Annotated in this window: 24 protein-coding genes; 13 read left to right on the top strand and 11 right to left on the bottom strand. The window is 71.8% G+C overall.

Annotation, left to right across the window (positions count from 1 at the left end; translation table 11 throughout):
* Positions 1 to 32 precede the first annotated feature (32 nt).
* Positions 33 to 1,025, bottom strand: a complete 993-nt coding sequence (locus RQG84_RS16705) for an ABC transporter substrate-binding protein (protein ID WP_056552025.1) — start codon at positions 1,023 to 1,025, stop codon at positions 33 to 35.
* Between the two features lie 206 nt (positions 1,026 to 1,231).
* Here RQG84_RS16705 and RQG84_RS16700 point away from each other — a divergent pair, with 206 nt between their 5' ends.
* Genes RQG84_RS16700 through RQG84_RS16690 form a run of 3 tightly spaced genes read left to right on the top strand, consistent with a single transcriptional unit; the run spans position 1,232 to position 4,693 of the window.
* Positions 1,232 to 2,488, top strand: coding sequence for a D-arabinono-1,4-lactone oxidase (locus tag RQG84_RS16700; RefSeq protein ID WP_311210950.1), 1,257 nt, complete (start codon positions 1,232 to 1,234; stop codon positions 2,486 to 2,488).
* Between the two features lie 56 nt (positions 2,489 to 2,544).
* The gene (upp, locus tag RQG84_RS16695; protein ID WP_311210949.1) at positions 2,545 to 3,186 is read left to right on the top strand and encodes a uracil phosphoribosyltransferase; all 642 of its coding nucleotides are present in this window, start codon (positions 2,545 to 2,547) and stop codon (positions 3,184 to 3,186) included.
* A gap of 49 nt (positions 3,187 to 3,235) precedes the next feature.
* Entirely contained in the window at positions 3,236 to 4,693 is a 1,458-nt protein-coding gene (locus RQG84_RS16690; protein WP_311210948.1) for an MFS transporter, read from the top strand.
* A 16-nt stretch (positions 4,694 to 4,709) separates the two neighbouring features.
* Here the strand turns inward: RQG84_RS16690 and RQG84_RS16685 are convergent, their stop codons facing one another.
* From RQG84_RS16685 to RQG84_RS16665, 5 genes are all read right to left on the bottom strand, one after another.
* Positions 4,710 to 5,030, bottom strand: a complete 321-nt coding sequence (locus RQG84_RS16685) for a hypothetical protein (protein WP_055961454.1) — start codon at positions 5,028 to 5,030, stop codon at positions 4,710 to 4,712.
* The gene (locus tag RQG84_RS16680; RefSeq protein ID WP_311210947.1) at positions 5,027 to 5,329 is read right to left on the bottom strand and encodes a metalloregulator ArsR/SmtB family transcription factor; all 303 of its coding nucleotides are present in this window, start codon (positions 5,327 to 5,329) and stop codon (positions 5,027 to 5,029) included. Before RQG84_RS16680 ends, RQG84_RS16685 begins: the two co-directional genes overlap by 4 nt.
* A gap of 89 nt (positions 5,330 to 5,418) precedes the next feature.
* Positions 5,419 to 6,807 carry a Re/Si-specific NAD(P)(+) transhydrogenase subunit beta gene (gene pntB, locus RQG84_RS16675; protein ID WP_311210946.1) on the bottom strand — a complete coding sequence of 463 codons (1,389 nt, stop codon included), beginning with the start codon at positions 6,805 to 6,807 and terminating at the stop codon, positions 5,419 to 5,421.
* 5 nt (positions 6,808 to 6,812) lie between these two features.
* Positions 6,813 to 8,363: a Re/Si-specific NAD(P)(+) transhydrogenase subunit alpha gene (locus RQG84_RS16670; protein ID WP_311210945.1), complete on the bottom strand. Its 1,551-nt coding sequence runs from the start codon at positions 8,361 to 8,363 to the stop codon at positions 6,813 to 6,815.
* Between the two features lie 120 nt (positions 8,364 to 8,483).
* Positions 8,484 to 9,158: an HNH endonuclease family protein gene (locus RQG84_RS16665; protein WP_311210944.1), complete on the bottom strand. Its 675-nt coding sequence runs from the start codon at positions 9,156 to 9,158 to the stop codon at positions 8,484 to 8,486.
* Between the two features lie 246 nt (positions 9,159 to 9,404).
* Between RQG84_RS16665 and RQG84_RS16660 the strand changes: the two genes are divergently transcribed.
* Together RQG84_RS16660 and RQG84_RS16655 are read left to right on the top strand one after the other, a co-directional pair.
* Entirely contained in the window at positions 9,405 to 9,752 is a 348-nt protein-coding gene (locus RQG84_RS16660; protein WP_311210943.1) for a helix-turn-helix transcriptional regulator, read from the top strand.
* Entirely contained in the window at positions 9,749 to 10,765 is a 1,017-nt protein-coding gene (locus RQG84_RS16655) for a hypothetical protein (protein WP_311210942.1), read from the top strand. Before RQG84_RS16660 ends, RQG84_RS16655 begins: the two co-directional genes overlap by 4 nt.
* Positions 10,766 to 10,832: 67 nt before the next feature.
* On the opposite strand, the gene RQG84_RS16650 is transcribed toward RQG84_RS16655, so the two are convergent.
* Both RQG84_RS16650 and RQG84_RS16645 read right to left on the bottom strand, forming a co-directional pair.
* On the bottom strand, positions 10,833 to 11,528 hold the full coding sequence (locus RQG84_RS16650) for a hypothetical protein (protein WP_311210941.1): 696 nt from the start codon (positions 11,526 to 11,528) through the stop codon (positions 10,833 to 10,835).
* Positions 11,529 to 11,648: 120 nt separating this feature from the next.
* The gene (locus tag RQG84_RS16645) at positions 11,649 to 12,593 is read right to left on the bottom strand and encodes a 1,4-dihydroxy-2-naphthoyl-CoA synthase (RefSeq protein ID WP_311210940.1); all 945 of its coding nucleotides are present in this window, start codon (positions 12,591 to 12,593) and stop codon (positions 11,649 to 11,651) included.
* 52 nt (positions 12,594 to 12,645) lie between these two features.
* Between RQG84_RS16645 and RQG84_RS16640 the strand changes: the two genes are divergently transcribed.
* The 3 genes from RQG84_RS16640 (at position 12,646) to RQG84_RS16630 (ending at position 14,541) form a co-directional block, all read left to right on the top strand.
* Positions 12,646 to 13,032, top strand: coding sequence for a metalloregulator ArsR/SmtB family transcription factor (locus tag RQG84_RS16640; protein ID WP_311210939.1), 387 nt, complete (start codon positions 12,646 to 12,648; stop codon positions 13,030 to 13,032).
* Complete coding sequence (locus RQG84_RS16635) at positions 13,029 to 13,556, top strand: SRPBCC domain-containing protein (RefSeq protein WP_311210938.1); 528 nt, start codon at positions 13,029 to 13,031, stop codon at positions 13,554 to 13,556. The genes RQG84_RS16640 and RQG84_RS16635 overlap by 4 nt, the downstream gene beginning before the upstream one ends.
* A 64-nt stretch (positions 13,557 to 13,620) precedes the next feature.
* Positions 13,621 to 14,541, top strand: a complete 921-nt coding sequence (locus RQG84_RS16630; RefSeq protein ID WP_311210937.1) for an SDR family oxidoreductase — start codon at positions 13,621 to 13,623, stop codon at positions 14,539 to 14,541.
* A gap of 22 nt (positions 14,542 to 14,563) precedes the next feature.
* Here RQG84_RS16630 and RQG84_RS16625 read toward each other — a convergent pair whose 3' ends face one another.
* Positions 14,564 to 15,205, bottom strand: a complete 642-nt coding sequence (locus tag RQG84_RS16625; protein WP_311210936.1) for an amino acid-binding protein — start codon at positions 15,203 to 15,205, stop codon at positions 14,564 to 14,566.
* Between the two features lie 56 nt (positions 15,206 to 15,261).
* Here RQG84_RS16625 and RQG84_RS16620 point away from each other — a divergent pair, with 56 nt between their 5' ends.
* Positions 15,262 to 15,672, top strand: coding sequence for a DUF3817 domain-containing protein (locus tag RQG84_RS16620; protein ID WP_311210935.1), 411 nt, complete (start codon positions 15,262 to 15,264; stop codon positions 15,670 to 15,672).
* On the opposite strand, the gene RQG84_RS16615 is transcribed toward RQG84_RS16620, so the two are convergent.
* Positions 15,663 to 16,622: a GGDEF domain-containing protein gene (locus RQG84_RS16615; RefSeq protein WP_311210934.1), complete on the bottom strand. Its 960-nt coding sequence runs from the start codon at positions 16,620 to 16,622 to the stop codon at positions 15,663 to 15,665. The genes RQG84_RS16620 and RQG84_RS16615 overlap by 10 nt on opposite strands.
* Before the next feature lie 138 nt (positions 16,623 to 16,760).
* On the opposite strand from RQG84_RS16615, the gene RQG84_RS16610 reads away from it, so the two are divergent.
* From RQG84_RS16610 to RQG84_RS16595, 4 genes are all read left to right on the top strand, one after another.
* Positions 16,761 to 17,513, top strand: coding sequence for a CatB-related O-acetyltransferase (locus RQG84_RS16610; protein ID WP_311210933.1), 753 nt, complete (start codon positions 16,761 to 16,763; stop codon positions 17,511 to 17,513).
* A 97-nt stretch (positions 17,514 to 17,610) separates the two neighbouring features.
* A complete protein-coding gene (locus RQG84_RS16605) occupies positions 17,611 to 18,153 on the top strand; it encodes a hypothetical protein (protein ID WP_055961495.1) in 543 nt (180 codons plus the stop codon).
* Between the two features lie 100 nt (positions 18,154 to 18,253).
* The gene (locus RQG84_RS16600) at positions 18,254 to 19,096 is read left to right on the top strand and encodes a Ku protein (protein ID WP_311210932.1); all 843 of its coding nucleotides are present in this window, start codon (positions 18,254 to 18,256) and stop codon (positions 19,094 to 19,096) included.
* Between the two features lie 8 nt (positions 19,097 to 19,104).
* Positions 19,105 to 21,603, top strand: a complete 2,499-nt coding sequence (locus tag RQG84_RS16595; protein WP_311210931.1) for an ATP-dependent DNA ligase — start codon at positions 19,105 to 19,107, stop codon at positions 21,601 to 21,603.
* Here the strand turns inward: RQG84_RS16595 and RQG84_RS16590 are convergent.
* Positions 21,584 to 23,293, bottom strand: a complete 1,710-nt coding sequence (locus RQG84_RS16590) for a hypothetical protein (RefSeq protein ID WP_311210930.1) — start codon at positions 23,291 to 23,293, stop codon at positions 21,584 to 21,586. The genes RQG84_RS16595 and RQG84_RS16590 overlap by 20 nt on opposite strands.
* Between the last annotated feature and the right edge of the window lie 107 nt (positions 23,294 to 23,400).

The following is a 23,400-nucleotide window of genomic DNA, read 5'->3' as shown; positions in this document are numbered from 1 at the left end:
ACCCCCGCGCCCGGGTCGGGTCGTTCAGGCGGTCAGTACTGGCGGTCGGCCAGCACGTCCTTCGCCTGCTCGGGGGTGAAGGTCCCCTCCTCGGTGACGACCCGCTTCGGGACCTCGTCACCGGCGACGACCTTCTTCGCGAGGTCCATCAGCTGCGGGCCGAGCAGCGGGTTGCACTCGACGATGAAGTTGATCTTGCCCTCGCTGAGCGCGGTCATCCCGTCCTTCACGGCGTCGACCGTGATGATCTTGATGTCCTCGCCCGGCTTCTTGCCGGCCGCTTCGATGGCCTCGATGGCGCCGAGGCCCATGTCGTCGTTGTGCGCGTAGACGACGTCGATGTCGTCGTTGGACTGCAGGAAGGCCTCCATGACCTTCTTGCCGCCGTCACGCGTGAAGTCGCCCGTCTGCGAGGCCACGATCTTGATGGCGTCGTCGGAGGACGTGACGTCCTCGAAGCCGGCCTTGCGGTCGATGGCCGGTGCGGCGCCGGTGGTGCCCTGGAGCTCGACGACGTTGATGTCGCCGTTGCCGTCGACGTCGGCGTCCTCGGCGTTGTCGACCAGCCACTGGCCGGCCTTCTCGCCCTCCTCGACGAAGTCGGAGCCGAGGAACGTGGCGTAGAGCGACTCGTCCTCGGAGTCCACCGCGCGGTCGGTGAGGATCACGGGGATCTTGGCGCGCTTGGCCTCCTGCAGGACCGCGTCCCAGCCGGTCTCGACGACCGGGCTGAAGGCGATCACGTCGACCTTCTGCTGGATGTAGGAGCGGATCGCCTTGATCTGGTTCTCCTGCTTCTGCTGTGCATCGGAGAACTTGAGGTCGACCCCCTCGGCCTTGGCGGTCTCCTGGACGGACTTCGTGTTGGCGGTGCGCCAGCCGCTCTCGGCGCCGACCTGGGCGAAGCCCATCGTGATCGCGTCGCTCCCGCCGTCGGATCCGCCGCTGTCGGAGCTGCTGCCGCACGCCGTCATGCCTCCCAGCAGGGCGAGCCCTGCCGTCACGGTGATGACCTTCTTCAACATTGCACTACCTCCATGTGGGTCGGGGCCCTTCCGGGCGCCAGGGGGGGTCGTGTGGCGGGCGGACAACCGATCACACTCCGATGCCAGGTCACGTGACCTGCATCACTGCTTGCTCGATTGTTAACGCTCACAACCCATGGGGTCAAGGGTTTCACCAAAGAATTGTGAGCGCTCACAACGTGACCGGCCCCGTGCGACCATGGAGCGTGACCCACGACCCACGCCGAACCAGCTGGTCGGGCACGGTGCCCTACCACTTCGCCTGCGAGCACCGTCCCCACGACCTCGACTCCTTGCGCGCGCTCGTGGCCGGATCGTCCCGCCTGCGGCCCGTCGGCACCGCCCACACCTTCAACGACCTGCCCGACGCCGCCGCGGGTGCCGAGGTCGCTGCCGTGAGCGTCGCGGCCTTCGACGAGCTGCGGGTGGGCGACGACCGCACGTGGGTGCGAGTCGGGGCGGGTCTGACCCACGCCCGGCTCGCGGTCGCGCTCGAGCCGCACGGCCTGGCGCTCGAGAACCTCGCCTCCCTGCCACACCTGAACGTCGCCGGAGCCGTGGCCACCGCGACCCACGGGTCCGGCGTCCGCACGGGCAACCTCGCGACCCAGGCGCGCGCCGTCGAGCTGGTGCTGGCCTCCGGCGACGTCGTCACGGTGCGTCGCGGCGAGCCCGACTTCGACGGCACGGTCGTCGGTCTCGGTGCGCTGGGCGTCGTGACCGCGCTCGAGCTCGACGTCGTGCCGGCCGTCGACCACCGCCAGGTGGTGCTGCTCGACGGCGACCCCGAGACGCTGCCGGACCGGCTCGCGTCCGTCCTGGCGCTCGGCCGCAGCGTCAGCGTCTTCACGCTGTGGGACGGCTCGCCCGACCGCGTGTGGGTCAAGTCCCGCGACGGCGACCCCGAGCTCGACCTGGCGACGACGGGCCTCGCGCCCATGACCGGCGAGCAGCACCCGATCCCCGGCCTCGACCCCGTGCACTGCACCGCCCAGCAGGGCGTCCCCGGACCGTGGGTGGAACGGCTCCCGCACTTCCGCCCCGGCTTCCTGCCCAGCGTGGGCGACGAGGTGCAGTCCGAGTTCCACGTCCCGTTCGAGCACGCGGCCGACGCGGCCCGCGCCGTGCGCGCCGTGGGCGAGCACCTCGCCGTCGCGCTTCAGGTCGCCGAGATCCGCGCCGTGGCCGCCGACACCCTGTGGCTCAGTCCGCAGTTCGGGCAGACCACCTGCTCGTTCCACTTCACGTGGGTCGGCGACACCGTCCTGGCCGACGCCGCGGCGCGCGTGGTGGAGGAGGCGCTCGCCCCCTTCGCACCCCGACCGCACTGGGGCAAGCACTTCACCCTCGACGTCCGCCGGGCCTACCCCCGCCTCGACGACTTCCGCGCCCTGCGCGACCGTCTCGACCCCGACCGCACCTTCGTCAACCCCTGGCTCGAGCGCGTGCTGCTCGACGATTGACCCGTCCTCCCGATTCGGGCGGCGAAGGTGGATCGCCGGGGCACTAGGCTCGACGCATGCACGTCCACGTCGCCGACCACCCGCTCGTCTCCCACAAGCTCACGGTGCTGCGCGACGCGTCCACCGACTCCCCCACGTTCCGACGGCTCGCCGACGAGCTGGTCACGCTGCTCGCCTACGAGGCCACGCGCGACGTGCGGGTCGAGACGGTCGCCGTGATGACCCCCGTGGCCGAGGCCCAGGGCGTGCGCCTGGCCGATCCGCGTCCGCTCGTCGTCCCGATCCTGCGCGCGGGCCTGGGCATGCTCGAGGGCATGCAGCGTCTGCTGCCCACCGCCGAGGTCGGGTTCCTCGGCATGGTGCGCAACGAGGAGACGCTCGAGGCCGACACCTACGCCGAGCGCCTGCCCGACGACCTGTCCGGCCGCCAGTGCTACGTGCTCGACCCGATGCTCGCGACGGGCGGCAGCCTGGCGGCTGCCATCCAGTTCCTCGTCGACCGCGGCGCCGACCACATCACGGCCGTGTGCCTGCTGGCCGCCCCCGAGGGCGTCGCGCGCATCGAGCGCGAGATGGAGGAGATCGGCGTGCCGGTGAACCTCGTGGTCGCGGGCCTCGACGAGCGGCTCGACGAGAACGGCTACATCGTCCCCGGTCTCGGCGACGCCGGCGACCGGCTGTACGGCGTCGCGGACTGACGCCGACACCCACGCTGCGGTCCACCGCTTCCTCCGGCAGGCTGTTCTGGTGCACGAGGATCCGGTCGACGTCCCCGCAGGACGGTCGACGTCCCCGCAGGACGACGGTCCGCACCCCCACCGCTGGCGCATCCTCGCCGTCACCCTCGTGGTCGGCTTCATGTCGCTGCTCGACGTCACCATCGTCAACGTCGCGATCCCGACGATCCAGGAGGGTCTCGACACCACGCCGGGCACCGTGCAGTGGGTGGTGTCCGGGTACGCGCTCACGTTCGGGCTGACCCTCGTCGCCGGCGGGCGGCTCGGCGACGCCTACGGCCGGCGTCGACTGATGCTCATCGGGCTGGCCGGCTTCGTGGCCTCGAGCGCGGCGGCAGGTCTCGCGCCCACGGCCGAGCTGGTGGTCGTGGCGCGGCTGCTCCAGGGTGCGTCGGCAGGGTTCCTCACCCCGCAGAGCTCCGGGCTGATCCAGCAGCTGTTCTCCGGCGCCGAGCGTGGACGGGCGTTCGGGTACTTCGGCCTCACCGTCTCGATCGCCTCGGCAACGGGGCCACTGCTCGGCGGGCTCGTGATCGGGCTGGTCGGGGAGGATCTCGGGTGGCGACTCCTGTTCCTGGTCAACGTGCCGATCGGGCTCGTCGCCGCGATCGCCGTGGCCCGCATGGTGCCCGGGCGCCAGGCCGACGGCGGGCCCGGGCGCATCGACGTCCCGGGCGCCGTCCTGCTCGGCCTCTCGGTGCTGTGCCTGCTGTACCCGCTGGTCAGCCTGGAGTCCGGAGCGCGGTGGCCGCTCGTGCTGCTGGTGGGCGTTCCGCTCTTCGGCTGGGCCTTCGCCGCCTGGGAGCACCGTCTCAAGCGGCGCGGCCACGAGCCGCTGCTGGACCTCGACCTGCTGCGTCGGCTTCCCGGCTTCGGCAACGGGATGCTCGTGGGCACCGTGTACTTCACCGGCTTCACGGGCGTGTTCCTCGTGGCGTCGGTGTGGCTGCAGGGCTCCCGCGACGTCAGCGCCCTGCACGCCGGACTGCTGCTGACGCCCTTCGCGCTCGGGTCGGCCATCACCTCGCCCCTGGCGGGCCGCCTGGTGAGCACGGTCGGACGATCGCTCACCGTCGGCGCCCTGGGCGTCATGATGGTCGGCGTGCTGGGCGCCGCGCTGGTGGCTCCCGGTCGGCCGACCGAAGACCTGTGGTGGGCGCTCGCCCCGTTCCTGCTGCTGGCCGGCCTCGGTGGTGGCGCCGTCGTGTCGCCGAACATCACCCTCACGCTGCAGGAGGTCCCGCCGCGGATGGGCGGGGCCGCCGGCGGTGCGCTGCAGACCGGCCAGCGCATCGGCTCGTCGCTCGGCGCCGCCCTGCTGGCCACCACCTACCAGGTGGTGACGGGCGGGTCCGGCGGCGACACCGGCATCCGCGTGGCCCTCTTCGTGGCGCTGGGCGTCCTCGCCCTCGCTCTCGCGGCGTCGGTGATGGCGCTACGGTCCTCGCGGCGGCTCGCGACCACCTGAGCGCCGCCGTCCAGCGTCAGGCGGCGTGCTTGCAGGTGCTGCAGGAGCAGTCGGTGCACACGCAGTTGGCGCAGCTGTCCGAGCAGTGGGCGCACGAGCAGACGTTGTGGTTGCAGGTCTCGCAGGTGCAGTCGTCGCACACGCAGGTCGCGCAGCTGTCCGAGCAGTGTGCGCACGAGCAGGTGGCGCACTCGTCGTAGTGACCCTCGTGCTCACGGTGCACGTGGCCGTCGTGCAGGTAGTCGACGTGGTCCTCGTGCACCACGGCGTCGTGACCGCAGCCCGGTCCGTGGGTGTGGTCGTGCTTCTCGGCCTCGCGGTGGTCGATGACGGTCATGGGTGGTTCTCCTGGGTGTGGTGGAAGGCGTCGAGCAGCACGTGGGCCACGTGCTCGTCGGTGAGGGAGTAGACGACCTCACGCCCGCGTCGCTCGCCGGAGACGAGGTGGGCGGTGCGCAGGATCCTCAAGTGCTGGGAGACGAGCGGCTGGGACCGCCCCGTCCACTCGACGAGCTGACCGACCGTCTGCTCCCCCTCGCAGAGCCGGTGCACGAGGGCGGCGCGCAACGGCGTCGACATCGCGTCGAAGAGTGCAGCGACGGCGTCGTACGCGGCCACGTCACCCCGCTCAGGCATCGGACTCACTCATGCGGACATCCTCATATGGCAATACCTGCATGTCAACCCGGGAACGAGACCCACCCGCAGGTACGGGTGGGTTCCGATCAGAGAGCGCGCAGGATGTCCTCGACGCGGTCCTTGGCGTCACCGAACAGCATCTGGGAGTTCTCGCGGAAGAACAGCGGGTTCTGCACACCGGCGTAGCCCGCAGCCATCGACCGCTTGAACACGACGACGTTCCGCGCCTCCCACACCCGCAGCACCGGCATGCCGGCGATCGGGCTCGTCGGGTCCTCTGCGGCGGCCGGGTTGACGGTGTCGTTGGCGCCGATCACGAGCACCACGTCGACGTCGGCGAGGTCGTCGTTGACCTCGTCCATCTCGAGCACGATGTCGTAGGGGACCTTGGCCTCGGCGAGCAGCACGTTCATGTGCCCGGGCAGGCGGCCCGCCACCGGGTGGATGCCGAACTTCACGTCGACGCCGCGCTCGCGCAGCTTGCGAGTCAGGTCGGCCACGGGGTACTGCGCCTGGGCCACCGCCATGCCGTAGCCCGGCGTGATGACGACGCTCGACGCGTCCTTGAGCATCTCGGCCACGCCGTCGGCGTCGATCTCGCGGTGCTCGCCGTAGTCCTTGGCGTCGCCGGCGGATGCCTCGATGCCGAAGCCGCCGGCGATCACGGAGATGAACGAGCGGTTCATGGCCTGGCACATGATGTAGCTCAGGTAGGCGCCCGACGACCCGACGAGGGCGCCGGTGACGATCAGCAGGTTGTTGCTCAGCAGGAAGCCGGCGGCGGCCGCGGCCCAGCCCGAGTAGCTGTTGAGCATCGAGACGACGACCGGCATGTCGCCACCGCCGATCGACGCCACGAGGTGCCAGCCGAGCGCGAGCGCCAGGGCGGTGACCAGGACGAGCAGCCAGATGTTCGGGTTCGCGACGAACACGACCGTCAGCACGAAGAACAGCACGAGCGCGCCGAGGTTGAGGTAGTTCTTGCCCGGCAGGACGAGGGGTGCGGACTTGATGCGGGCGCTCAGCTTGAGGAACGCGACGATCGAGCCGGTGAACGTGACCGCACCGATGAAGACGCCGACGAAGACCTCGCCCGAGTGGATCCGCTCCAGCGACTCGAGCGGGTACTCGGGGTGCTCGAGGTAGCCGTTCCAGCCCACCAACACGGCGGCCAGACCGACGAAGGAGTGCAGCAGCGCGATGAGCTCGGGCATGCCGGTCATCTCGACGACGCGAGCCCGCCAGAGACCGATCGCAGCACCGATGGCCACGGCGCCGACGAGCAGGACGACGCCCACGGTCTCGGCGTCCTCGACAGCCAGGATGATCGTGGCCACGAGCGCGATGGCCATGCCGGCGATGCCGTAGGCCACGCCCGACGACGCGGTCTCGTGCTTGCTGAGCCCCGCGAGGCTCAGGATGAACAGCAGGGCGGCGACGATGTACGCCGCGGTGGCGATGCTCTCAGCGGTCACAGCGATCAGCCCTTCGAGAACATGCCGAGCATGCGTCGGGTCACGGCGAAGCCGCCGAAGATGTTGATGGACGCGAGCAGCACCGCCACGAACGCGAGCAGGCGGATGGCCCACTCGTTGTCGGCACCCTCACCGACGCCGATCTGCAGCAGGGCACCGACGACGATGATGCCGCTGATCGCGTTGGTGACGCTCATCAGCGGGGTGTGCAGCGCGTGGTGGACCTTGCCGATGACGTAGTAGCCGATGACGATCGACAGCGTGAGCACGAAGAAGTGCTCGGGCAGCGGCGGCGGCGCGAACGCATTGATCAGGAACAGCGCGGCGATGCCCGCGGCGATGAGCAGGTACTTGCCGCGCTGCGTCAGACCGGGCTTCGGGGCGGGCGCCTCCTTGACGGCCGGCATCTCGGCGGTCGGGGCCGGGGCGGCCGAGACCTGCACCGGCGGCGGGGGCCAGAGGACGTCGCCCTCGTGCACCACGGTCACGCCACGCTGCACGACGTCGTCGTGGTCGAGGACCAGCTGACCGTCCTTGCCGGGCGTGAGCAGCGTGAGCAGGTTGACGAGGTTCTGGCCGTACAGCTGCGAGGCCTGCGTCGGCAGACGACCGGGCAGGTCGGTGTAGCCGAGGATCGTCACGCCGTTCGCGGTCACGACCTTCTCACCCGCCACGGACCCGGCCACGTTGCCACCCTGCGCCGCGGCCATGTCGACGACGACGCTGCCCGGCTTCATCGCGGCCACGTCGGCCTCGGTGAGCAGCCGCGGCGCCTGGCGCCCGGGGATGAGGGCCGTGGTGATGACGATGTCGACGTCGGCGGCCTGCTCCGAGTAGATCTCCGCGGCGCGTCGGTCGTACTCCTCGCTGGTGGCCTTGGCGTAGCCGTCGGTGGACTTCTCGACCTCCACGTCGACGGCCAGGTACTCGCCGCCGATGGACTTGACCTGGTCGGCCACCTCGGGGCGGGGGTCGGTGGCGCGCACGATGGCGCCGAGGCTCGACGCAGCACCGATGGCGGCGAGCCCGGCCACACCGGCGCCGGCCACGAGGACCTTGGCGGGCGGGACCTTGCCGGCAGCCGTGACCTGGCCGGTGAAGAAGCGGCCGAACTCGTGCGCGGCCTCCACGACGGCGCGGTAGCCGGCGATGTTGGCCATGGACGAGAGCACGTCCATCGACTGGGCGCGCGAGATGCGCGGCACGGCGTCCATCGCGAGGACGGTGAGCGGACGAGCGGCGAGGGCCTCGAGGAGCTCGGGGCTCGTCGCGGGAGCGATCAGGCTGACGAGCGTGGCGTGGTCGTTCAGCCGCGCGATCTCGTCGGTCGTCGGAGCGTTGACCTTGAGCACGACGTCGGCGGACCAGGCGTCGGCTCCGGGCACGACCGAGGCACCGGCCTCGGCGAAGGCCTCGTCGGCGAAGGCGGCGCGGGCACCCGCGCCGGACTCCACGAGCACCTCGTAGCCGAGCTTCTCCAGACGTACGACCGTCGCGGGAGTCGCGGCCACCCGGGTCTCCCCTGGGCGCGACTCGGCGACCACTCCGATCCTCATTCCGCGGACACTAGCGGAGGGCCTCGGGGGCGACCACCTCATGAGACGCGTGTCTCAGGGAGCGGATCCGTGCGACGAGCGGCGGGTGGCGCGGGACGAGTGGTCGCACCAGGGCCCTGCTCAGCAGCCTGCGAGCACCTCCCGGAGCGCGGACTTCTCGGCGGAGTCGACGGCCAGGCCCCAGCGGTGCTTGACCGCGATCCAGTCCGACACGTAGGTGCAGCGGTACGACGTGGAGGGCGGCATCCACGAGTCCGGGTCCTGGTCGCTCTTGGACCGGTTCGACGACGCGGAGACGGCGATGAGGCTGCGCCCGGCCCCCAGGTCGTTGGCGAAGTCCTCGCGCTTCGTCGCGCTCCAGCCCGAGGCGCCCGAGATCCACGCCTCCTTGAGCGGGACCATGTGGTCGATGTCCATGCCGCCCGCGTCGGTGAAGCGCACCCCGTCGTAGGCCGACGTCCACGACCCGCTGGTGATGGTGCACGTGCCGGTGTGGCCGGTCGACGTCGAGGACTCGTCCTTCAGCACCTCGGCCCGCGTGGTGCAGCCGTCGCCGTCGGCGTCGATCCAGTGCCGGAAGGCGTCACGGTCGTACGTGGTCCCGCCGGCCTCCGACCGGACGGTCAGCTCGGCCAGCTGGGTCTCCGGCGAGGCCGACGCGGCCGGGGCCACGAGCACGGTGGCCACGAGCGTGGCGGCGAGTGCGACGAGAAGCGTGCGAAGCCGCCGCCGTGGCCGCCGCCGTGGCACGAGGTCGGACGAGTGGTGAGCAGGCGCGATGACAGGCACCGACATGGTGGGACTCCCCCCGAAGTCACTGGTCAGGTCGAGAGGACCGTAGGCACGAGAACAGACCGAGGGGAAGGGATCGACGCGGTCGTTCACCAGAACGTCATGCCCCGGCGTCTCGACGCGTTGGTGTCGATCCATCGGCGACGGATCGACACCAACGCGTCAAAACGCAAGCCCGGCCCGCCGCGCAGAACTATTCATGATCTTGACTACTTGACTCCACGAACTACTCGCATCTACGGTCGCAACATGAGCGAACCGTCGGAGGCCGAGTGGCTGCGCGGGGCCCTGCCCTTCCTGGCCCTCCTCACGCTGCGCGACGGCGCGCTGCACGGCTATGCGATCGCGCAACGACTCGAGGAGCTGAGCCTGTTCGGGCTCAAGGTCGGCACGCTCTACCCCGTGCTCAACCGGCTGGAGTCGCAGGAGCTGGTGCGAGCCGAGTGGGTCGCGGGCGACGGTGGCCCCGGCCGCAAGCAGTACGGCCTCACCGACGCCGGCCGCACTCGCCTCGACTCGATGAGTGACGCGTGGGGCGACTTCGCCTCCCGGATGGCCGCCGCGATCGCCCCCACGACGACGAGGAGCACCCGATGAGCGCCACCGAGCTGACCTGGCCGCAGAAGCAGGACGGCGACTGGGCCGACACCTTCACCTGGCACGCAGCCTGGGCCACGGCCGCCCGCAAGGACGACATCCGAGGCTGGCTCGACGTCGTGCACGAGGCCGTCGTCGACTCCGGCAGCACGGCCGAGGACCTCTTCGGCCCCGCGCGCGACGCGGCGGAGACCTTCGCCCAGGACCTCCCCCCGGAGCAGCGCGCGGCCGGCGACCTCGACGAGGGCACGTGGTCCGACCTCCCACGCACGCTTCTGGCGATGGCGGGGTGGTTCCTGATGGCGCTCGGCATCGCCAGGCTCGTGAGCGAGGGCTGGAGCACCGACCTCACCGCCCCCGGGGCCGCGGTCTTCGCGGCGCTGGTCCTCGGCGCGGGAGGGCTGGGCACGGCCGGCCTGGCCTGGCGGTCGGGACGACCGGTCGCCACCGGCGCGTGGGTGCTCGCCAGCCTCGCGCTCGTCGTCGTGGCGGTCTACGCGGCGATGGAGCTCCTGGACCGGGAGCGGAGCCTCGGCTCGGTCCCGACCCTGACGCTCCCGGCGTTCGGCGCTGTCCTGCTCGTGGTCTGGTGGAGGCTGCCCGAGCGCAAGCCCGCGATCGACGACAGCTCCCGCACCTGGCCCGCCGAGCGCTGGTTCACCCGCATGGAGTGGCTGCTGCGCGGACGTCACAAGATGCCGCGCGAGACGGCCCGTCGACTCACGGCCGAGACGCGCGCCCACGCGGAGGAGACCGGCGAGCACCCGTTCGAGTCGTTCGGTCCGCCGCAGGTGCACGCGCTCGCCCTGGCCGAGGCCGACCTCCGCACGGTGGTCTACCGCGACCGGTCCGAGCGTCGCTGGCACCTGCTGTTCGCGATCTTCGCGGCCGCGGTCGTAGTGACCAACATCGTCAGCGGGACCATCGACTGGTCGACGTGGTTCTTCGGCGCGGCCGGCCTGCTGGCCCTGCTCCTTGCGCTTCCCCGCGGCGAGCGGACGACCGCGGGATAGGTCGTCCGGACATGACGGCGGGCAGGACCCGAGAGTCCTGCCCGCCGTCATGCTCCCAACCGGGAGGTCAGTTGCCGTCGTCACCCGAGGTGGTGTTGACGGTGATCTTGGCGATGCCCACGAGCAGCTCGGGGGTGACCGCGTCGGTGTCGAAGGTCTGGTTCAGCAGGTCGGCGGCGACCGGGCTGATGAGCACCTGGGTGCCCTCGAGGATCGCGGTCTCACCCTCGGACTGCAGCGGCTTCAGGGTGCTGCCGTTGAGGGTGAAGATGTAGGCGCTGGTCACGGCGGTCTCGCCGTTGACCGCCACGTCGCCGTAGACGCGCGAGACGCCCGGGTCGACGTTCAGGTTGGTGATCTCGACCTTCGTGTCGCCGGCCTCGAGCGAGAAGCCCGAGCCCTCGTGCTGGATCTGGCCGATCACGTAGGGCGAGACCTCGCCCGGCGTGAAGACCTCGACGTTGCCGCCGGTGATCGGGAAGACGAGCGAGCCGTCCTCCAGGGCGCCGTCACCGACGGTGCCGGGGGTGAGTCCGAGGGACTCGAGGGCGTCGGTGAAGCCGGTGTCGAGAGCGACGGCGGTGTCCTCACCGGTCAGCGCGGTGATCGAGGCGACGGCCTTCGGAGGCGTCGAGCTCGAGGAGCTGCTCTCCGACGAGGCGTCGGAGTCCGAGCCCGAGCTGCAGGCGGCGAGGGGGAGTGCGGCGACGGCCACGACGGCCAGGCTCGCGAAGAACTTCTTGGTGGGGTGCAGGGTGCTCATGGGAGCCACGTCCTTGATCGGGGGCACCCGCCATGTCTTGGCGGGTGGAAGTACCCCTAGTTCGCCACCATGTCGATCACGTATTGGTGTGGTGACCCGCGACACCCCGTCCAGGACGGCTCAGTAGTACCAGGGGAACTCCGACCAGTCGGGGTCGCGCTTCTCGAGGAACTGGTCGCGACCCTCCTGCGCCTCGTCGGTCATGTAGGCCAGGCGGGTGGTCTCGCCCATGAGCACCTGCTGGCCGACGAGACCGTCGTCGATCATGTTGAAGGAGTACTTGAGCATGCGCTGGGCGGTGGGGCTCTTGCCGTTGATCATGCGGCCCCACTCCAGCGCCGTGGCCTCGAGCTCGTCGTGCGGGACGGCGCGGTTCACCGTGCCCATCCGCACCCCGTCCTCGGCGGAGTACTCCTCGGCCAGGAAGAAGATCTCGCGGGCGAACTTCTGACCCACCTGGCGGGCCAGGTAGGCCGAGCCGAAGCCGCCGTCGAAGCTGCCGACGTCGGCGTCGGTCTGCTTGAAGCGGGCGTGCTCGGCGCTCGCGATGGTGAGGTCGGAGACGACGTGCAGGCTGTGGCCGCCGCCGGCCGCCCAGCCCGGCACGACGCAGACGACGACCTTGGGCATGAAGCGGATGAGGCGCTGCACCTCGAGGATGTGCAGGCGGGCCAGCCGCGCCTTGTCCACCGGGCTGGGCTCCTCGGCCCCGGTGTCCGACCCCGACGCCGACCCGTCCTCGTACTGGTAGCCGAACCGGCCGCGGATGCGCTGGTCGCCACCGGTGCAGAAGGATCGCTTGCCGTTCTTCTCGCTCGGGCCGTTGCCGGTGAGCAGCACGCAGCCGACGTCGGCCGACGTGCGCGCGTGGTCGAGGACCTGCAGCAGCTCGTCGACGGTGTGCGGGCGGAACGCGTTGAGCACGTCGGGGCGGTCGAAGGCCACCCGGACGGTGCCGTGGTCGACGGCGCGGTGGTACGTGACGTCGGTCAGGTGCTCGAAGCCGGCCACCTCGTTCCACGCGGAGGGGTCGAAGGTCTCGGACACGCCGGGCAGTGCACTCATGGCGTGACCGTATCGTTGACACGATGAGTAACCAACTGGTTACCTGTTGCGCATGGACGTCTACGCCGCGCTCGCCGATCCGGTCCGGCGAGCCCTGCTGGCCCGGCTCGCCGAGGGTCCACGACGGGTCGCCGACCTCGCCGCCGAGCACCCGGTGTCCAGACCGGCCGTCAGCAAGCACCTGCGCCTGCTGTCCGAGGCCGGACTCGTCACCGCCGACGAGCGCGGCCGTGAACGGCACTACCGCCTGCACACCGAGCCCCTCGGCGAGGTGCGGCGCTTCGTCGACGCCCTCACGCCTCGACCGCCGGTGCCCGAGCAGGCGCTCGACGCCCTGGCCACCGAGGTCGCGCGCACCCGGCGCGAACGTCGTGACCCCGCGACCGACCGCCCCGTCACCGACCGTCCCACCACCCGCACCCACGAGGAGTCGGCATGACCGCACCCACCCCCACCGGTCGCCACGAGCGACGCGGCACCGACGACCACCTCGTCTGGGAACGGACCTTCCGCGCCCCGATCGACGACGTCTGGGCGTCGGTCACCGAGTCCGACCGCCTGGCCCGCTGGTTCGGCACCTGGACCGGCGACCCGGCCGACGGGTTCGTGGTGGTCCAGATGAACGCCGAGGGCGACGCCGCCGAGCCGTCCCGCTTCGAGATCCGCGCGTGCGACGCCCCGACCCACCTCGCCGTCGACGTCGTGGACGAGGGCGGGGCCTGGTACCTCGACCTCGAGCTGCGGGAGTCCGACGGGACCACGACGCTCCTCTTCGCCCAGCGGATCCACGACGTCTCGATCGTCGAGCACACCGGCCCCGGCTGGGAGTGGTACCTCGACCGGCTCGTGACCTCGGCGTCGGGAGCGGACCCCGACGACCTCGACTTCGACGCCTACCTCGCCGCCACGCACGACCACTACCGCGCACTCCAGGAGACGCTCACCCCCGACCGACCCCGGTGACCCCCCCTCGCACGATGCGTCACACCTGCGTGACGAACTCAGATACCGTCGGTATGTTGACCGCATGGCACTCTTCGCCCGCAAGGGCTTCTCCGGCAAGGTCCTGGTCGTCACCGGCGCGGCGCGCGGCATCGGCGCCGGGGTCGCACGGGCCTACGTCGCGAAGGGCGGCCGCGTCGCGCTGCTGGGCCTGGAGCCCGACCTGCTCGAGGCGCTCGCCACGGAGCTGGGCCCCGCGGCGGCCTGGTGGGAGGCCGACGCCCGCGACGGCCGCGCCATGACCGCCGCCATCGATGCCGCCGCCGCCCACTTCGGCCGCATCGACCACGTGCTCGCCAACGCCGGGATCGCCTCGTACGGCACGGTCCGCCAGATCGACGAGGCCTCCTTCGAGCGAGTCATCGACATCAACGTCAACGGCGTCTACCGCACCCTGCACGCGTCGATCCCGCACCTGGAGAAGACCAAGGGCTACGCGCTCGTCGTCGCCTCCCTCGCCTCCTTCACGAACCTGGCCGGGCTCGCGTCGTACAACGCCAGCAAGGCCGGCGCGGAGTCGCTGGCGCTCGTCGCCCGCCAGGAGGTCGCGCACCTCGGCGTCAAGGTCGGCGTCGCCCACCCGTCGTGGATCGACACCGACATCGTCCGCGGCGCCGAGGCCGACCTGCCGACGTTCAAGGTCATCCGCGGCAAGCTCCCGTTCCCGGCGAACGCCACCACGACGCTGGCCGAGTGCGTCGACGCGATCGTCGCCGGACTCGCCAAGCGGAAGACCCGCGTCTACGTGCGACGCGGCGTCGTCGTGGCCAACTGGACCAAGCCGCTCGTGAACTCCCCGATCGGCTGGGCCGTCATGCGCCCGCAGCTGAAGAAGCACGTGCCCGACCTCGAGCGCGAGGTCGCGGCGCTGGGCCGCTTCCAGCACGCCCACGTCCCCTTGACCGACCCCAAGAAGCCGGTGGTCGAGGAGCCCGAGGGCCCCTGACAGCCCGGCCGGCCCAGCCGCGTCAGGCCTGGACGGACCCGGCGAGGCTCACCATGTGGCCCAGCCGGGCCAGCTCGGAGGCCAGGAACTCCGGTCCGCCGTGGCGTCCGACCACGACGACGAACACCTGACCGCTGCGGTCCTTCGCCTGGGTGCCGGCGAGCAGCGTCGACGACCAGGCGTCCACCGAGTCGAGCGCACGCGAGCTGCGGATCGACAGCCACGACGCCGCGTCGGGCACCAGCTTCGGCGCCGAGGGCGAGGCACTGAGCACGGCGGGCTCCCCGTCGACCCGGTGCAGCGCCATGGCCCAGTCGGTGCGGAAGGTGGCCGGCACGACCTCCACCAGTCGCTCGACAGCGTGCTCGGGTTCGGCCGTGAACGCCTCGACGGCCTCGAGGTCCATGCTGAGGTTCGCGCCGGCGTTGTAGCGGCTGATCCAGTGGACCCGCACGCCCTCCAGCTCGTGGCACGCGGTGATCAGCGCGTCGGCCATGACCTGGGGCGGCAGCTCGAGGAGCACGTCGTCCACGGCCTTGCCGTCGGAGCGGTGCTCCACGATCTCGATGGCCTCGATGTCGGCCCCGGCGCCACCGAGCGCCGACGCCATCGCGCCCAGGGAGCCCGGTACGTCGGGCAGCTCCACGCGCAGCAGGTAGGCCATGGGCACATCTCACCACGCCGGTGTTTCTTTTGCGTTGCGCCGCTACCCTGACCGCCGTGAACGCCGCCAGCCGCACCGATTCCCCCTCCCACGACGGCACCCACCCGGCCTGGGTCCGACCGACCTTCCGCGCGCTCGCGTTCGCCGAGGCCGTGTCGTGGGCCGTCCTGCTCGTCACGATGTTCTTCAAGTGGGTGGTCCAGGACGACCCGCACAGCGGCATCGAGGGTGGCGTCCCGATCTCCGGCCCCATCCACGGCGCCTTCTTCGTGGCCTACTGCGCGTCCGCCCTCGTCGCCTGGCGCACCTTCGGCTGGAACCTCAAGACGCTGGTCCTGGCGCTGCTGGCCGCGATCCCGCCGTTCTTCACGGTCGTGTTCGAGGTGCTGGCCGACCGACGCGGGCTCCTCGGCCGCCCGGCACGAGCCGACTCCCGGACCACATCCGCCCCCACGCCTCAGGCCTGATCCAGGCCCCGCCGGGCCTGCTTCCGCTCGTACATCCGCGCGTCGGCCCGGGCCAGCAACGACGCCGGGTCGTCGTCGGCCCGCGCCTGGGCCACCCCGACGGACCAGGAGGCGGGCGCTCCCTCGGCGAGCCGTCGAGCCACGACGTCACCCACCCCGTGGTCCGCGCCCGGAAGCACCACGAGGAACTCGTCGCCACCCAGGCGACCCACCTCGTCGCCGGGTCGGAGCCCGGAGCGCAGGTGGTCGACGATCCCCCGCAGCAACGCGTCGCCGGCCGGGTGACCGTCCCGGTTGTTCACCGCGCGCAGGTCGTCCACGTCGAGCGCCAGCACCGTGAGCGGCGTGCCGAGTCGCGCCCTGCGCGTCAGCTGCTGCGTCACGAGGGCGTGCGCACCTCGACGGTTGAGGGCCCCGGTGAGCTCGTCGGTGCGGGCCAGCTGGTCGAGCCGGGCCCGGAGCCTGCCCAGGACCTCCGTCGCCACCACGACCTGCACGGCCACGGTGACGGCGGGCACCAGCAACGTCTCGTCGGCGTGGCTCGCGATCGCGAGTCCCCACACCGCCGTGCCGACGTACGCGATCACCCGCGCAAGCCCGATCGCCAGGAACCAGACCGCGAACACCGAGAGCATCGGAACGCTGGAGCCGTTCGCGAACGCCGCCAGCTCGCGGTCCGTCCCCCAGGTGAGCGCGGCGAGAGCGCCGAACGCCAGGGCGACCATCACGGCCACGTCGCGCTGCTCGAGCAGCGCGCCGCGCGCCAGCGTCCAGACCAGGCCGGCGACCGCCGTGACGATCAGCGCGACCAGCGCGGACCTGGGGTTGTTGTCAGGGCGCCACGTGAGCAGCGTCAGCGACAGCATCGCGATGGCGATCAGGTTGAGCAGCACGGTGGCCACGGTCATCGCCGGGTACCTGCGGCCGGCGACGACGACGGAACCCGGCACGTGCACCCCTGCTTTCCCCACCCCGAACCGCTCGGCCCCGATCGTCGGGGTCCATGATCACCGATCAGCGAAGGCACCGGGGCCGGAACGGCCGGACGGGGGACCAAAGCCTCTGCCGGGCGCCGATACCCTGACGACGTGGAGCAACACGCGCGCGGCGCCCAGCGGATCAACCGGTCCAACGGCGCCCGGTTCCTGGCCGAGCCGCCCGTGCGGATCATCGGGGCCCTGACGATCCGCTCCGACACGCACGTGGGCGCCTTCACCGAGTTCGGCAAGATCGTCGAGATCCAGTCGGCCGACGTCGGTCGGTACGGCGAGATCGGTCCGGGCAGCATCCTCGGCGCCATCAGCCACCCCACGACGTGGCTCAGCGCCTCCGCGTTCCAGTACCGCGCCAGCACCTGGGGGTGGCACCCGAGCGCCGACGCCGTCGAGACGGTCGACCCCGAGGCGGACGGACGGACCTCGTTCCGCGGCACCCGCGGCGAGGAGCCCGCCGTCATCGGCAACGACGTGCACCTGGGTGCCAACGTGGTGGTGCTCAAGGGCGTGCGCATCGGCGACGGCTGCGTCGTCGCCGCCGGCGCGGTCGTCACGAAGGACCTCCCGCCGTACTCGATCGCCGCCGGGCTGCCGGCCAGGGTCCTGCGTCGCCGACTCCCCGACGACGTCGTCGAGGAGCTGCTCCGGCTGCAGTGGTGGCGCTTCTCCCCCAACCAGCTGAGCGGCGTCCCCTTCGCCGACCCCCGAGCGGCCGCCGCCGAGATCGGTCGCCGCGTCGACGCCGGCCTCGAGCCCTACGCGCCGGGGTTCGTCGAGATCGCCAAGCCGACCGCGCCGGCCCCCGCGTCTCGCTGGCGCCGCGCGGCCCGTCGCCTGCGCGGCTGACCCGAGAGTCCAGCACCGCCACAGGGTGCACCGCAGGGGCACCGGCGATAGTGTCGACAGCGAGAAGCACCATCGACCACCGAGGAGCCGTGTCAGCATGCCGCTGAGGAAGAACAAGACCGTCAAGGACAAGCTCCAGAGCCGCCTCGAGGACCTCCTCGCCCAGGCCGACGACGTCCGTCAGCAGCTCGTGGACCACGCTCCCGAGGTGCGCGACAGCGTCGTCGCCAAGACCCAGTCCGGTGCCGCCGACGTGCGCGACATCGTCGCGGCGAAGGCCAGCCACGGCGTCGCCGAGCTGCGCGAGCGCCTCCCGGAGCTGCGCGACGAGCTGCTCGAGCGCACGCCCGAGCTCAACGAGAAGACCTACGACAAGCTGCCGAAGCGCGTGGCCGACCGCCTGCCCGACGAGGTCAAGCCGAAGAAGAAGCGTCGTCTGCGTCGCATCGTCGGCCTGGGCCTGATCGCCGGCGCCGGTGCTGCCGCCTTCGCCACGCTCAAGGGCAAGCAGGCCCCGCCCCCGCCGCCGTACCAGCCGGCTCCGGCGCCTGCGCCGCGTCCGCCGTCGGGCTCGACGCCCCCCGGCGCCGCCCCCACCGCCGACTCGCTCGACGCGGTCGACGGACCCGGCTCCAAGTAGCCGCAGCAGCACGCCCACGTCGGGCCGGGACCATGGTGGTCCCGGCCCGACGTTCGTGTGCGGGCTGGCCGTGGCCCTTCCACTGAGGAAGACTGGATCCATGCGCTCGATCTGGAAGGGCTCGATCAGCTTCGGGCTGGTCAACGTGCCGGTGCGCGTCTACAGCGCCACCGAGAACCACGACGTGTCCCTGCACCAGGTGCACGCCGACGACGGTGGGCGCATCCGCTACCAGCGCCGGTGCGAGATCTGCGGCGAGGTCGTGGCCTACGAGGACATCGCGAAGGCCTACGACGACGGCGAGAACACGGTCGTCCTGACCCCGGAGGACTTCGCCTCACTGCCGGCCGAGACGGCCAAGGAGATCGAGGTCGTGGAGTTCGTCCCGGCCAAGCAGATCGACCCGATCCGGCTCGACAAGGCCTACTTCCTGGAGCCGGACAAGACGGCCATCAAGCCGTACACCCTCCTGCGGCGTGCCCTGGAGGACACCGACCGCAGCGCGGTCGTGCGGTTCGCGCTGCGGCAGAAGACGCGGCTCGCGGTGCTGCGGGTGCGCGACAAGACGCTCCTGCTGCAGACCATGCTGTGGGACGACGAGATCCGCGAGGCGGAGTTCGACGTGCTCGACCAGGTGCCGCGGATCAGCGCCAAGGAGCGCGACATGGCCGCCCAGCTCGTCGACTCCCTGGCGGCCGACTTCGACGCGTCGCAGTTCACCGACGACTACCAGGAGCAGCTCCGCACGCTCGTGGAGGCCAAGCTGGAGCAGGGCGACACCATTGACACCGCGGCCACGTTCGGCGAGAAGGACGACGAGGGCGAGGACGCCGAGGTCGTCGACCTGATGGAGGCGCTGAAGCGCAGCGTCGAGCGCAGCAAGGAACGGCGTGGCCAGGGCTCGGGTGACGCGACCAAGCCGCGCGCCCGCAAGAAGGCCTGACCGCGGTCGTGGCGGGTCGCGGGTCGTCGCAGACCGTGCAGGTCGACGGTCGCCGCCTGCGCGTCACCAACCTCGACAAGGTGCTCTACCCGGCGTCGGGCACGACCAAGGCCGAGGTGATCTCGTACTACGTGGCGGTCGCCGACCGGCTGCTACCGTGGGCGACCGGGCGCCCCGCCACCCGCAAGCGCTGGCCCGACGGCGTCGGTGTGCCGGACCGTCCCGGCGAGGTGTTCTTCGAGAAGAACCTGCCCGACTCGGCCCCCGACTGGGTGCGCCGGGTGGTGGTGCGGCACAAGAGCCACGTGAACGTGTACCCGATCGTGGACTCCCCGGCCACCCTGGCGTGGCTCGGGCAGGTGGCGGCACTCGAGCTCCACGTGCCGCAGTGGCGGGTCGACGCCGACGGCACGCCCCGCCATCCGGACCGCCTGGTGCTGGACCTCGATCCCGGGCCCGGGGCAGGTCTGGCCGAGTGCGTGGAGGTCGCACTCGCCGCGCGTGAGCTGCTCGACGACGTGGGGCTCACGGCCTGGCCCGTCACGAGCGGCAGCAAGGGACTGCACCTGTACGCCCGGCTCACCGGCGAGCACGGACCCGACTACGTGAACGCCTTCGCCAAGCAGGTCGCCGCGGCCCTGGAGGACGCGCTGCCCGACCTCGTGGTCTCGTCGATGAAGAAGTCCCTGCGCGACGGCAAGGTGCTCGTCGACTGGAGCCAGAACAACCAGGCCAAGACCACCATCGCTCCCTACTCGCTGCGTGGCCGCGCGGCGCCGGACGGCGAGGGCCCCTTCGTCGCTGCGCCACGGCACTGGGACGAGCTCGGTCCCGACCTGCGGCACCTGACGATGGCCGAGGTGCTGGAGCGCTCCGACGACCCCCTCTCCGGCCTGGGGGCTGGAAGCAGCGACACCGACACGGCCGCGTCCGCGACCGCCGCGCCCGACCGCCTGACGGTCTACCGGTCGATGCGCGACGCCAGCCGCACGCCCGAGCCCGTCCCCGCCGACGCCCCGACAGACGACGGGGCCGACGACGGGGCCGACCCGGACCGCGACGGGCCGGTCTTCGTCGTCCAGGAGCACCACGCCACCCGCCTGCACTACGACGTGAGGCTCGAGCGGGAAGGGGTGCTCGTGTCGTGGGCCGTGCCCAAGGGGCCGCCGGAGGACCCCGGGAAGAACCACCTGGCGGTGCCGACCGAGGACCACCCGATGGACTACGCCACGTTCGAGGGCACCATCCCGAAGGGTGAGTACGGCGCAGGCGAGGTGACGATCTGGGACCACGGCACGTACACGCTCGAGAAGTGGAAGGACGGCGAGGTCATCGCCACCCTGCACGGCAGCGAAGGCGGCGGGCTCGGCGGCAGCGTGCGGTTCGCGCTCATCCGCACCGGGGAGAACTGGCTCATGCACCGCATGGACCCGGCCCGCGCGCCGGTCGAGCACACGCCGGAGAGCGACGAGGCGAGCAGCGACGACAGCGCCGACGAGGGGGCGTCGCCGGACCCCGGACGGCTCGACACGGTCGCACCCATGCTCGCCACGCGCGCCGGCACGTTCGACGCCCACGCCCACGCCGACGCGGAGGCCTGGGCGTTCGAGATGAAGTGGGACGGGGTGCGCGTGGTGGCCACGTGCGACGCGGGCGCCGTGCGGCTCGTCGGGCGCAGCGGTCGCGACGTCACCGCCACCTACCCCGAGATCACCGAGGCACTGGAGACGCTCGACCTCGACGACACCGTGGTCGACGGCGAGGTGGTCGCCCTCGACGACGCCGGCGCGCCCTCCTTCGGACGCATCCAGCAGCGCATCGGGCTCACGAAGCCGCGCGAGGTGACCGCGGCCCGCCGCAGCGTGCCGGTGCGGTTCGTCGGGTTCGACCTGCTCAGGCTCGGCGGTGCCGACGTGACCGGGCTGCCCTACGAGCAGCGTCGCGAGCTGCTGCTCGGCCTCGACCTCGACGACGCCGACGGCGTGGACGTGCCGGCCGCCTTCGACGGTGACCTGGAGGCCGCGATGGAGGCCAGCCGGGAGCTGGGACTCGAGGGCGTGGTGGCGAAGCGTCGCACCAGCCGGTACCGGCCCGGTGCGAGGTCGGCGCACTGGGTCAAGCTCAAGCACGAGCAGCACGTGGAGGTCGTGGTGGTCGGCTGGCGACCCGGCAGGGGAGGCCGCGGCGGCGGCATCGGGTCGCTCCTCGTCGCCGTTCCCGACGCCGAGGGCACGCTCGTCTACGCCGGTCGCGTGGGCACCGGGTTCGCCGAGCGCACGCTGGCCGACCTCGCGGCACGACTGGAGGAGGCACGTCGTGACGAGGCGACGGTGGCGGCGCCACGCGACGTCTCCCGCGAGGCCGTGTGGGTGGAGCCCACGATCGTCGGCGAGGTGACCTCGGCAGGCTGGACCGACTCCGGCCACCTGCGCCACCCCGTGTGGCGCGGGCTCCGCGACGACAAGACCGTGGCCGACGTGCAGCCGGTCAGGCTCCCGGCGCGCTGAGCCGGATCATCTGGGCGGTGCGCCAGCCGGTGGGATCGGCCAGGTAGCGGTCGGTCTCGGCCACCCACGGCGACGTGGCGTTGGCCGAGGACCCCGTGACCCGCAGGCCGGCGGCCAGCGCGCCGTGGCCGAGCGCCGCGACGGCGCCCACGGGCGTCGTCTCGCGCAGCGACCCGGGCGACCGCCCGAGCGCGGCCGACGAGAGGCTCGCGGCGGCCACCGTGCCGGCCGTGAAGAGGGTGCGGTCGATGAAGCTCGCGCCGCTCCACCACTGGTCGAGCTGCTGGAGCAGTCCGGCCATCCACGCCTGGCCGGCGTCGGCCGCGGACTGGACGTCGTCGGCCACCGCCGGGGCGACGAGCATCGTCACCGCACCGAGCACGACGAGGGCCACCAGGGCCACCGAGCGGACCACCGAGGGGCGCGACGGAGCGCCATCCAGGTGCTGGACGATCTGTCGCATCTCTCGCTGCATGGCCAAGAGCGTACGAGAAGACCGCAGGATCGACCATCGGTTCGTCCCATCCTGGCTCCCGACGACCTCCGCGAGCTGGCGCACGTCGCGCCCGACCACGTGGCCGAGGTGGCCGGCGCTCTCCACCACGGGGGCTCCGAACCGCGCAGGGCCGTCCGCGGCGCGCCAGCGCTCCGTCGTGTCGAGCAGCCGGTCGAGCCAGGCGGGGGTGGGACCGTCCTCCAGGCTGGCGTCCCGCCAGCGGGCGAGACGTCGGGCGTCGACGAGCTGCACCAGCAGGAGCACCAGCAGCACCGTCAGCGTGCGTCCCCACGCAGGTGGCAGCAGCGCCTCGGTGAAGGCCATCGGCCCCGGCAGGTCGACGCCGACGCCGAAGGCGTTGAGCGCGGCGTGCCGCACGACGAAGAGCCACCACACGAGCACCGGGAGCGCGACGCCGGCGACGAGGAGCGCCGCCCTACGCCAGCCGATGTCGCGCCGTGCCCGACGCACCAGCGCGATGCCCAGCCCCACCGCTGCACCCGTGATGCCGGTGGCGGCGTGGTGGCCGGGATAGGCCACCGCCCCGTCGTAGGCCAGCTGCAGCCCGGAGACCCCGAACGACAGGAAGCTGTCCGGGACGCCACCACCCTCGAGACCGATGCTCGCGGCCCGTCGGATGAACTCCTCGACCGCCGTGAAGGCCGCGCCGCTCGCCAGGGCGACGAGCACCCAGTCGGCCACCGAGAAGCGGTGCACCCGTCCTGGGGCGAAGACCGCGATGAGCAGCAGGGGCGCCAGCTTCAGCGCCTCCTCGCCGATCGACGCGATGCCCACCGCCGGACCGGCTGCCTCGGCGCCCCCGGCGGAGACGGAGGAGGCGAGCGAGCCCAGACCGACGCTCGCGACGAAGGACCAGCCGAGCGAGACCGTGAAGATCCACCAGTACGTCGACCAGGCGACCGTCTTGGTGCGCAGCAGCACGAAGCCCAGCAGCGCCAGCCAGGCACCACCCAGCCACGCACCGAGTCCCGCACGCAGGACCGGCGAGACGCTGACCGTCACGACGAGCACGGCGAAGGCGACGAACAAGGCGGTGCGGACCACCCCGTCGAGGGTCCGTGCGGTCCCGACGTGACCCTCGCGCCACCGCTCACGCGCGTCGGCGAGACGCTCCCACCACTCCGCACCCCACAGGCGGTCCGTGTCGGGTCCGTCCATCTCGGCGTCGCTCACGGCCGCCCCTCCCCCGGGTCCCGGACGGCGTCCAGGCGTCGTCGACGCACCGTCGGAGCGTCATCGTAGCGACCACCCCGAGGCGTCGTACACGAACGAAAGTCCAA

Origin of the sequence: Aeromicrobium sp. WCS2018Hpa-31, assembly GCF_031843905.1 — a bacterium.
Classification (GTDB): Bacteria; Actinomycetota; Actinomycetes; order Propionibacteriales; family Nocardioidaceae; genus Aeromicrobium.
The sequence above is the reverse complement of the archived record's forward strand: the minus strand, read 5'-3'. Positions and strand labels throughout refer to the sequence as shown.